Source organism: Psychrobacter sp. 1U2 (genome assembly GCF_051847575.1).
The window spans coordinates 1-679 of sequence record NZ_JBPYDC010001173.1 but is presented as its reverse complement, the minus strand read 5'-3'; the positions used below and the strand labels follow the sequence as shown (position 1 = coordinate 679).

1 protein-coding gene is annotated in these 679 nt (G+C 34.3%); it reads left to right on the top strand.

The features are described 5' to 3' along the window. Nucleotides 1-437: 437 nt before the first annotated feature. The coding region (locus tag ACS8FD_RS21030; protein WP_439277296.1) for a LysR family transcriptional regulator at nt 438-679 on the top strand (242 nt) is incomplete at its 3' end.

Below are 679 nucleotides of genomic sequence, written 5' to 3'. Positions count from 1 at the left end.
CTGATCCTGCTGAGTTAAATCCTTAGTAACTTTATTTAACGGATAACTCTTTCAGAGTCATTGTTCATGGCAAGTTGTTAAATTTATAAAGGCAAACTGGTAAAATTTTTCAATATTTTCAAAAAGAAGCTTAACATCAAGTGTTAGGCTTCTTTTTGTGCTGCATATGATTACAGATCTTAATGAGCTAACAATTTAGGTGTTAATTAGTTTGTTATGACAAAGAGGTGTTATGACAAGACATACAATAAGTCAGCATTTATATTGACTCACTATCTCTAGTTATATTGTATTATGGACTGATGACAATAATAAGAGGAGAGTTGAGAACTCGGAGGCTAAGTACATATCGCGAAGACTAAGTCCTTTATACCTTTGGCAGACCTCTCATATTGATTGGTTATCAATATATTTAGAATATAAGTACTGAAATTACTATGATACAACGGAAGTTAGCAGACAATTTAAATTGGACATTACTCCACGTATTAATTGCTATATGTGAAGAGGGGAGTATTAGTGCGGCGGCTGATCGTCTAAATATTACTCAATCTGCAGTTAGCCAAAATCTCAAAAAGCTTGAAGAACAACTCGAAAACCAACTTGTTATTCGTAATACTAAGCCGCTAGAGCTTACACCGATCGGTCGCTATTGTCTTCAAGTCGCTCAAACGATATT